The sequence below is a fragment of the Brevundimonas sp. AAP58 genome (assembly GCF_001295975.1).
In the GTDB taxonomy this organism is placed as follows: domain Bacteria; phylum Pseudomonadota; class Alphaproteobacteria; order Caulobacterales; family Caulobacteraceae; genus Brevundimonas.
This window is the reverse complement of the sequence record NZ_LJHU01000001.1, coordinates 1-9,366: the sequence shown is the minus strand read 5'-3', so window position 1 is coordinate 9,366 and position 9,366 is coordinate 1. Positions and strand designations below refer to the sequence as shown.

General features: G+C 66.0%; 7 protein-coding genes and 1 pseudogene. 2 read left to right on the top strand and 6 right to left on the bottom strand.

Annotated elements, in window-relative coordinates; all coding sequences use genetic code 11:
- Window positions 1-157: 157 nt before the first annotated feature.
- The 4 genes and pseudogenes from IP78_RS15595 to IP78_RS00025 all read right to left on the bottom strand — a co-directional run.
- Window positions 158-433, bottom strand: a pseudogene (locus IP78_RS15595) (transposase); the annotation flags it as partial.
- 56 nt (window positions 434-489) lie between these two features.
- Window positions 490-1,188 (bottom strand): IS6 family transposase, encoded by a 699-nt coding sequence (locus IP78_RS00035; RefSeq protein WP_054109668.1) that lies wholly within the window; start codon window positions 1,186-1,188, stop codon window positions 490-492.
- 109 nt (window positions 1,189-1,297) lie between these two features.
- Window positions 1,298-3,589: a hypothetical protein gene (locus tag IP78_RS15180; RefSeq protein WP_197272338.1), complete on the bottom strand. Its 2,292-nt coding sequence runs from the start codon at window positions 3,587-3,589 to the stop codon at window positions 1,298-1,300.
- 287 nt (window positions 3,590-3,876) lie between these two features.
- Window positions 3,877-6,324 carry a prolyl oligopeptidase family serine peptidase gene (locus IP78_RS00025; RefSeq protein WP_054109666.1) on the bottom strand — a complete coding sequence of 816 codons (2,448 nt, stop codon included), beginning with the start codon at window positions 6,322-6,324 and terminating at the stop codon, window positions 3,877-3,879.
- Between the two features lie 210 nt (window positions 6,325-6,534).
- Here IP78_RS00025 and IP78_RS00020 point away from each other — a divergent pair, with 210 nt between their 5' ends.
- Window positions 6,535-6,948, top strand: coding sequence for an RcnB family protein (locus IP78_RS00020; RefSeq protein ID WP_054109665.1), 414 nt, complete (start codon window positions 6,535-6,537; stop codon window positions 6,946-6,948).
- Between the two features lie 59 nt (window positions 6,949-7,007).
- Here IP78_RS00020 and gatB read toward each other — a convergent pair whose 3' ends face one another.
- Complete coding sequence (gene gatB / locus IP78_RS00015) at window positions 7,008-8,477, bottom strand: Asp-tRNA(Asn)/Glu-tRNA(Gln) amidotransferase subunit GatB (RefSeq protein WP_054109664.1); 1,470 nt, start codon at window positions 8,475-8,477, stop codon at window positions 7,008-7,010.
- A gap of 100 nt (window positions 8,478-8,577) precedes the next feature.
- On the opposite strand from gatB, the gene IP78_RS00010 reads away from it, so the two are divergent.
- A complete protein-coding gene (locus IP78_RS00010; protein ID WP_054109663.1) occupies window positions 8,578-8,922 on the top strand; it encodes a hypothetical protein in 345 nt (114 codons plus the stop codon).
- 4 nt (window positions 8,923-8,926) lie between these two features.
- On the opposite strand, the gene IP78_RS00005 is transcribed toward IP78_RS00010, so the two are convergent.
- A partial coding sequence (locus IP78_RS00005; protein WP_156320220.1) for an amidohydrolase family protein occupies window positions 8,927-9,366 on the bottom strand: 440 nt, incomplete at its 5' end.

Below are 9,366 nucleotides of genomic sequence, written 5' to 3'. Positions count from 1 at the left end.
GTTGTCGTTCTCGTCGTCGGATCGGCAGGTGAGAGTTCTCGACTCGGTTGTTCTCCCGGAGCCGGCCCGGCCGGTGCAAACGCCTTATGTCCAACCGATCGAGCGCTGCGCCGTACGACAACAGGCCGTCGTGACCTGCCCCCCGCTGGTCCCGCGCTCATAATGGGAGTCCGCAGGCTTCATAGCTGATCTGGGGCTCCGGTGGGAGCGGCCGGGTGGCGCAGCTATTCACGTCGCGCAGCCGCCCGGCCGCATGGTTCAGCCGCACGGTCTCCGGCGCGAGGCCGCCGTGGGCGGAGTGCGGTCGGACGTGGTTGTAGTCGTGTCGCCACTGGCCGATGATAGCCCGGGCCTCCGCCAGTGTCGTGAACACCTCTTCGTTCAGGCACTCGTCCCGGAACTTGCCGTTGAAGCTCTCGACGAAGCCGTTCTGCTGGGACTGACAAGTTAAGTCCGTCGACTCGAAGACTACCCCTCCCCTTCCCCGTTTCAGGCGGCTCGGGTCGCCGCCGCCCAGGCGTCGTTTGCCTGCCCCCGCAGAGTGCGGAGACCGGCTCGGGAGATCAGGTGGGGCTGGAGGTTGAACGCGTTGTAGATGGGACCGTGGCTAGAGAGGAAACGCTGGGCTGAGCCCTGGGATTTGAACTTCTGCTGTTCGCGCTCTCGCCGTCGGATCACGAGGTGCGAATTCTCAGCCCGATTGTTCTCCCGCATCCCGCCAGGGCGGTGGCGACCCTGGAGGTTCAGGACCTTCATCGTCGCTCTGTAGGACGCCAGTTTATCTGTGACGACGGCCTCCGGATGGAGGCCGGTGCTGCGGAGCAACCGCCTGAGTAGCTTCAGTGCCGCATGCTTGTTCCGGCGCTTCTGGACGAGGACGTCGAGCACCTCGCCCTCGTCATCGACCGCCCGCCACAGATACAACCGGCGGCCGCCGACCTTCACAACGACCTCATCGAGATGCCACCGGCCCGTGGGCGATGGTCGGTTACGGCGCAGGTTTGCTGCGATCAGAGGACCGAACTTGATCACCCAGCACCGGATCGCCTCGCGGCTGACCTCGACCCCGCGCTCGGCCATCAACTCCTCGACGTCACGAATGCTGAGCGTGAACCGGAAATACCAGCGCACCGCCTGAACGATCACGGCAGCCGGAAAGCGGTGGCGCTTGAAATTGATCGGATCCATCCCGCCTCCTGGCCTGACGGCCAACCTGGAGACAAGTTATCGTTAGACTGCCAGCACCGCCACAAGTCTTTACGCGTTGACCCGCGAAATTGCTCAGGCTGTTCGACAGTTAGCTGGGGACATCGCTAATCTGACGCCGGACCCCACGACAGTCTCCGGCGATTGGTGAATCAAAGTCACATTCACCGACGTCAAAGCGCGAGGGCGTACCGTCATGTGCGTCAAAGGTGGCGGCGATGTCGAACCGACCGAGATGCAGGCGCCAATCCCAACGCTTGGACCACACCTTCAGATCGAAGACGACGTAGAGCTCCATGAAGGGTGCCAGGCCGACCGTAAGGTCTAGACGCGGATCGGTTAGCCGCAACGAGGCATCACGACCGGCGTCCGGCACGACGGACAGTTGCATGCGGGGAACATCCTGTTGAGCGAAGACAAGCCGACACTCCCCAGGGCCGACCAGCGTGTTAGCCTGCATGTGATTCATCCCACGGCAGGATCCTCTGCCGTCTGACGGGAACTCTCCCGATACGGCCTCGGCGAGCAGACTCAGGCGCGTATCGATCGCCAAAGCTTCGATCCCCGGGTCTGCGCCCGCGCGCAGAATCCCCGCGTTGAGTTCAAGGCCGTGGATTGAAGCGGGCACGGTGATGTCGCCCATACGCCAGGGCCGCGACTGCAGACGCGGGATGAAGTTCTCGCAGAACGGACTGTCCCGGCACTCCTCAGGGCTTGGCGAACAGCCGTTGGGGCCACACCCGTCCGGCACGCTGAAACTCGGGCAACGCACACCGAAGCTGCCGGCGATAGGGACCCGTCCGTAGAGACGGCAGCCCGCATAGGCTGCAAGAAACAACTCGGCATCACCGGCATGAAGTCGCGCCGGCAGACCGGCATCGGCGTAAGGTGATCGGCCGTCACGGGTCCTGGCAATTCCGGTAACCGAGACATCAACGTTGAGTGCTTCGGTGTACAAAGGCGGCTCACCGCGAGCCATTACCGTGGCTCCGCTGCGGAACGTCTCGCGGCTCGACATTGCCAGTTCAAACGGGAACCTGAGGCCGTAGCCGTAACCCGCCCACCACTCGAACCCGACGTGCCACCGTCCGTTTCGCCCGAACGACACCCGGTAGTCATCGCCAAAGTGCTGAAGCACGGTTCGCCCCATAAGCAAGGTGCGATAGCGCTCATCCAGGATTTCACCGGTACGACGGCGCGCGTCGAGCCGGGGTAAATCCCGCGTTCCATCGTAAAGCGTGCTGCGATTTCCGCTTGGAACATCGAGGGGATTGGCGGGCGCATCGAACGTTAGTCGTTCACGGCCGAGCTGTTCCTGGGTCAGCCGGGTTTGGATCCTCGCGTCATAGGCCTGCAGACGGGGAGACGGCTGGATGAGGAAGTTCCGCAGCTGCGATGAAAGCGGCGCAGGCGGTGGGGCAGTGCGCGCGATGTCGGGATCAACACTGACCACGAACTGTCCCAGGGGCCCCGGGCCATGCGGACGGGTCGAGGAGGGAGCAGTCACGCGCGGGCCGTATGGGAGAACGCTCGTCTGGATGATCAATCGCGACGAGCCGTTCAACTCCGCGTCCAGCAGCGCCTCATCCGATAGATCGCGAGCCGCTGCGACTGTGAGCCCGGGAAGCCACTCGGTGTCAGAAGGCGCGCGAGCCAGTTCAGCCCGAATGTCGGCTATTTCTGCCTGAAACTCGGCGGCAATATTGATTTCTGCCAGGGTGACAGCGTCTCCCTGAGCCACATCGGTCCGAAATACCCTGTCACGGCCGGGAGGAAGCCTGGCATCGGCCCAGGTCTCACGCGGTGCTAGCGAGAAGCACTCCTTCTCAAGGAACTGACGAAGCATCGGCCGCCGCATTCTTCTGGATTGACTGCGGCAAGTGGCTGACGAAAAGGGAACGAGCGCTTCCCTGACCACGACAAGGCGATCCTCGAGGGCGAAGATGGCCGTGTTGAAGGTCGGTAGGCCGCCCAGCAATGATTGGGCCGCTTGCGGACTGAGTTCATCAAGACCAGTCGAGGCAGCCAGATTTGTTTCCCGAACAAGCGCAGAGAGGTTGACCCGAACCTCGCTGGACAAGGCAACGACGACGTCCTGCCGGGCATTGGCTACAGCCGCCGCATCGATCTCGGCGAGATAGAGCGACGAACGCCGTATTTCGTCCCGGACCGATGCCAGTCTCGGGGGCGGAAGTGCCAGTGTCATGCGGCGGCTCGCGGGCACATCAAGGCGTTGAAGGCTCGGCGGCGAAAGATCTGGCTGGTTGGGTACAATTGCGACGGTGGGCCGGGTGACCTGAAAACCCGGTGCGGGCGCGGGCGCTGGACTGACAACTTGCGCTCCCGACGCCGAGGTCAGTGAAAAAAGAACCAGCGTCGCCAAACCAATGAGTCTTCGCACCCGCATTCCACCTCTCCGGACAGGTCAGCCACCAACCACCAGTGTTCGGGCACCAATGATCGGACGCAAGATCAAAAGGCATCGGAGGTATACGTGCAAAAGAAACCGACCACCGGCAGGACCGGGCTCAGCTCAATAAGGATCGCAGACCGATTGGGGTTCTGCGTCCCATTGCGAGGACAAGCGCAAAAGCGCCGCGTCACGCTGGCTTTGTTGCGCTTGTCATGACGTCAGGTACCGGGTCCGCCGCTGGCGGATAGCCTCATGACCTATTCCGCAGAGGGTGCCGCCTTCACATGGCGATCCAGCCAGCCGACCATTTCCCACAGGGTATGCCCGACTGATTCGCGGGCGCGATAGCCGTGCGCCTCGTAGGGTAGCACCACATAGCGCGCCGTCGCCCCCGTACCCTTCAGCGCCGCATAGAAGCGCTCGGACTGGACCGGGAAGGTACCGGAATTGTCGTCGGCCTCGCCGTGGATCAGCAGGATCGGCTCGTTGATCCGGTTCGCGTAGGTGAAGGGCGACATCTCCGTATAGGTGTCGGTCGCTTCCCAATAGGTCCGCTGCTCGGCCTGGAAGCCGAACGGCGTCAGCGTCCGGTTATAGGCCCCCGACCGCGCGATTCCGGCCCGGAACAGATCGGTGTGGGCGAGCAGGTTCGCCGTCATGAAGGCGCCGTAGCTGTGGCCGCCGACGGCGATGCGGTTGCGATCCGCTACGCCCATGCCGACGACGGCGTCGACCGCCGCCTGGGCGCTGGCCGACAGCTGTTCGATGTAGGTGTCGTTGGGCTCGGCCCCCTCCACGCCGACGATCGGCATGGAGGGGTCGTCCAGCACCGCATAGCCCTGGGTCAGCAGGAACAGGTGGCTGGACCCGCCCGGCCGCACGAAGCGGTTGTTGGTATCGACCACCTGACCCGCGACCGCCGCATCCGTGAACTCCGCCGGATAGGCCCACATGACGAGCGGCAGAGGCCCGTCGCGCGCCGCGTCATACCCGGCGGGCAGATACAGCGTGCCCGACAGCTGTACCCCGTCGGCGCGGCTGTAGGTGATGGTCTGGCGCGTCACCCCGGCCAGTTGCGGCGCCGGATCGGGGAAGGTCGTCAAAGCCTGGGGCTCGGCCGCGTCCAGATCGCGGATGACCATGTTGGGCGGAGCCGCTTGGGTCTCCCGCCGCGAAACGAACCGGCGACCATCGTCGTCCAGCAGGCCGACGATGGTCTCATAGCTGCCGGGCGCCGAGCGCCACAGCTCGGTCCGTTCGCCAGTGTCCAGGTTCACACGCGCCAGGAAGGGAAACTCGCCCTGCCGCGTGGCGCCCGGCCCGTCCATCAGGATGGTCCGGCCCTCGCCCGCGAAAGTCATGACCGGCCGTCCCGCCGCATTGGGCTCGGTCAGCGGCGTGCCCGGGTCGTTGTAGCGGTCCTGATAGTTCCGCTCGACGATCACCCGGCCCTCGCCCGGATTGGAGGGATCGACCAGGAAGCGGGTCTCGTGGCGGGTGTTGAACCAGCGGCTGTAGACGATGGCCGTGTCGTCCCGGCCCCAGCTGGCTCCGGCATAGCGCTCCGGCAGATCGATCAGCCGCGTCGGCGCCGCACTGAACGGCGCAGCCTGCATGAAGACCCGGTCGCGCACCTCGGCCTGTCCGCGTGGGTCGCCCCCGTCCTGCGCCTCGGCCCAGACGAGCGTCGCGGGCGCATCGGCACGCCAGCTGACAGAGCGCGGTCCGGTCGCCACGGCGTCGAAAGGCGGCGGGATATTGTCGCGCAGCGGCAGGTCCGCCACCCGGTGCACCACCCGCCCTGTCATGTCCGTCACCACGATGTCGGTCGGGAACAGGCCCGCCGGCGTGGCATAGCTGTAGGGCCGCTTGACCCGCGTCTGCAGGATGTAGCGCCCGTCCGGGGAGATCGACGCCCCGAGCACGATTCCAGGCTCGCCCACCGGCGTCAGCCGGCCGTCCAGGCTGGCCAGCGTCGGCTGGGCGGTGAAGTAGTGGTCGAACAGCCGTTCGTCCGCCGGACTGCCCAGCAGGTCCTGGTAGGTCCGTACCGGACGGGCCGAGCCGCCGGTCTGTTCGACGATTGGTCCGGTGGGAGCGGCATCGGCGACCGGTGCCGGCCCCCGGCCGGTCGGAACCGCGCGGAACAGGATGGAGCGGCTGTCCGGCGCCCATTCCATCCCGGCTCCAGCCGCCGCATTGACCACGGCTCCCGTAAGGGCCGAGGCCGCGCCCGTGCGCGCATCGACGACCCACAGCTCCAGGCCGTCGGGAGCATCCCTCAGGATCGCCACCTTGCCCCCATCCGGCGACCAGGTCGGCGAGATAAAGCGCGAACCGGTCGGCAGGGCGGCGGCGACCTCGGCTCCGCTGGTCACATCCTTGAAGGTGATGGAGGTCAGCCACGCGATCCGCCCGTTCGCCGGGCCATTATTCCGGGGATTGATCCGGTATCCCGCCAGCCTCAGCGACGGCTCGGCCAGCTCCGAAATCGGGGGCAGATTCGCCCTTCCAAACAGGGCCAGCCGCTGCCGGTCCGGCCCCAGGCTGGCGACAGGCGTCGGTTCGGTATCGAGAATGTCGGCAATGGGCGCAGGCGGCTGCTGATAAACCGCCGCGTCGCCGGGCGTCTGCGCCAGGACCGGTCCGCAGACTGCCAACAGGGCCGCGCTCGCGACCGCCATACCCAACCGAATCGACACCATGGAAGGCTCCTCAACTCATTCGACGCGAAGCGCGAGATAACGCCCGGGCGGCAATCGAACCCGAAGCGCGATCCCGCGCAAGGCCCGGAACGCCGAAACCTAAACGCGCCGTTCAGCGGCCATTCATCCCGGGCTTTCGACAGTGGCGGGCAGTCGGGCTTTTCCCGCGCGCGAGCCAAGGCCGGGCGCGGGCTTGTAAGGAGGACGAGCATGAAGACGAGAACTCTCATTGTCAGCGCTCTTGCAGGCTTCGCAGCCGTGGCCGCGCCGATGGCGGCCTCAGCCCAGCATTGGCGCGGCGACCGCGATCGCGACGGTCGCTACGAGCGCTGGGAACGTCGAGAGGATCGCCGCGACTGGCGTCGTGATCACCGCCGAGATCATCGTTACGACCACCGCCGCTACTATGGCCCGCCCTATGGCAACGCCTATGGTCATCGCAGCCGCTGGTATCGCGGGGCGGTCATTCCCTACGACTATCGCGGCCGCTGGTATGTGCGGGACTATCACCGCTACGGCTACGCTCCGCCGCCGCGCGGCTATGGCTACTACCGCACGGACACGGGGGACATCGTCCTTGCGGCTCTGGCCACGGGCGTGATCATATCGCTGCTGAACAACTAGGTTAGGTTCGGCGATAAGCGACGAGGCCCGCCGGAGCGATCCGGGCGGGCCTTTCGCGTTCAGACCCCGAGCTTTGCCTTCAGGATGTCGTTGACGGCCGCAGGGTTGGCCTTGCCGCCGGTCGCCTTCATCACCTGACCGACGAACCAGCCGATCGCCTGGGGCTTCTCGGCGACGGCGGCGGCCTTGTCCGGATTGGCGGCGATGATCTCGTCGACGGCCTTCTCGATGGCGCCGGTGTCGGTGACCTGTTTCAGGCCGTGCCTCTCAACCACCTCGGCGGGCGAGCCCTCGCCGTTCCAGACGTGGTCGAACACCTCCTTGGCGATCTTGGAGGAGATGGTCCCATCCTCGATCAGGGCCACCAGCTCGGCGATGTGCGCCGCCGGCACCGGGCTCTCCGAGAAGTCCTTGCCGTCCGCAGCCAGCCGCGCCGACAGCTCGTTGGTCACCCAGTTGGCCACCAGCTTGGCGTCGCGCCCCTTGGCGGCCGCCTCGAAGTAGTCAGCTTTGGCCTGTTCGGAGATCAGGACGACGGCGTCGTACTGCGACAGCCCATACTGCTCCATCAGCCGCCGCCGCTTCTCGTCCGGCAGCTCGGGCAGGTTCGCCTTGATCTCGTCGATCCACGCCTGTTCCAGCTCCAGCGGCAGCAGGTCGGGGTCGGGGAAGTAGCGATAGTCGTTCGCCTCCTCCTTGGACCGCATCGACCGCGTCTCGCCCTTCACCGGGTCGAACAGCCGGGTCTCCTGAATGATGGAGCCGCCGTCCTCCAGGATCTCGATCTGGCGGCGCGCCTCGTACTGGATCGCCTGAGAAATGAAGCGGAAGCTGTTGACGTTCTTGATCTCGCAGCGCGTGCCGAACGGCTCGCCGGGCCGCCGCACCGAGACGTTCACATCGGCGCGCAGATTGCCCTTCTCCATGTCGCCGTCGCAGGTGCCCAGATAGATCAGGATGGTCCGGATCTTCTTGACGTAGGCGACGGCCTCCTCGGGGCTGCGCAGGTCGGGCTTCGACACGATCTCCATCAGCGCCGTGCCCGCTCGGTTCAGGTCGACATAGCTCTCGGTCGGCGACAGGTCGTGGATCAGCTTGCCGGCGTCCTGCTCCAGGTGCAGCCGCTCGATGCCGACGTTGAAGAAGCTGCCGTCCTCGGCCTCGACCTCGACCACGCCTTCGCCGACGATCGGGAAATACAGCTGGCTGATCTGATAGCCGGTCGGCAGGTCCGGATAGAAATAGTTCTTCCGGTCGAACTGGCTCTTGTTATTGATCTTGGCCTTCAGGCCCAGCCCCGTCTTGACCGCCTGTTCGACGCAGAAGCGGTTCAGCGTCGGCAGCATGCCGGGAAAGCCCGCGTCGACCAGCGACACCTGCTCGTTCGGTCCCGCGCCAAAGCCCACGGCCGCGCCGGAGAACAGCTTGGCCTTGGACGCCACCTGGGCGTGGATCTCCAGGCCCATGACGATCTCCCAGGGCCCGGTGCGCCCCTGGATCAGCTTCGGATTGGTCAGAGTGTCGGTCATCCGGCGTGATTAGCGCCGCCGGGCCTGAAGCGGAAGCGCGTGTCTTGAGCCTGTCGCGATTTCAGGATCATCTGCGCCTTCCCCAAACGGAGCCTGATCCATGAAGTCCCTCCTTCTCGCCGCCGCTGTCCTCGCCATCGCCCCGGCCGCCGTGGCCCAGCAGGCCGCGCCTGCCCAGGACCATTCAAACCACGCCAATCACGCCAATCACACCGCGACGGCCACGGCTCGTCCGACGATCGCCAGTCCGATCAAGGACCTGCTGAACAATCCTCAGACGGCCGAGGTCATGGAAAAGCACCTGCCGGGCGTCGGTGCCCACCCCATGCGCCCGCAGTTCGAGGACATGACGCTCGCTCAGGTGATGCCGCTGTCCCAAGGCATGATCACCCAGGCCACCATCGACGCCATCGACGCCGACCTGAAGGCGCTCCCGGCTTCGTAAGCCCCTAGAGGGCGTGGACGGTCCGTCCGGCGACGACCGTCCGCGCCACCCGGCCCTGGAGCCGCCGCCCGTCGAAGGGCGAGTTCTTCGACTTGGACCTCAGCGCGTCCGCGTCCACGATCACCGGTGCTCCCGGATCGAACAGCACCAGATCGGCCGGCGCGCCCGGCGCCAACCTCCCCGCCTCCAACCCCAGCAAGCTCGCCGGTCCTTCGGTCAGGGGGCGCAACACGTCCAGCAGGTCGATCCCCTCCTCGTGATGCAGCGTGAGCGCCGCAGGGAGCAGCGTCTCCAGCCCCACCGCCCCCGGCGCGGCCTCCGCGAACGGCCGCCGCTTGTCCTCGGCCGGCGCCGGCGCATGAGCCGAAGTGATCGCCTCGATCAGCCCGTCCCGCACCGCCTCAATCAGCGCCCGCCGGTCGCTCTCCGGCCGCAGCGGCGGGG

What these genes read in the sequence shown, in the direction of transcription:
- IP78_RS00035 (WP_054109668.1), bottom strand. Translation starts at nt 1,188, where the DNA reads ATGGATCCGATCAATTTCAAGCGCCACCGCTTTCCGGCTGCCGTGATC.
- IP78_RS00025 (WP_054109666.1), bottom strand. Translation starts at nt 6,324, where the DNA reads ATGGTGTCGATTCGGTTGGGTATGGCGGTCGCGAGCGCGGCCCTGTTG.
- IP78_RS00020 (WP_054109665.1), top strand. Translation starts at nt 6,535, where the DNA reads ATGAAGACGAGAACTCTCATTGTCAGCGCTCTTGCAGGCTTCGCAGCC.
- gatB (WP_054109664.1), bottom strand. Translation starts at nt 8,477, where the DNA reads ATGACCGACACTCTGACCAATCCGAAGCTGATCCAGGGGCGCACCGGG.
- IP78_RS00010 (WP_054109663.1), top strand. Translation starts at nt 8,578, where the DNA reads ATGAAGTCCCTCCTTCTCGCCGCCGCTGTCCTCGCCATCGCCCCGGCC.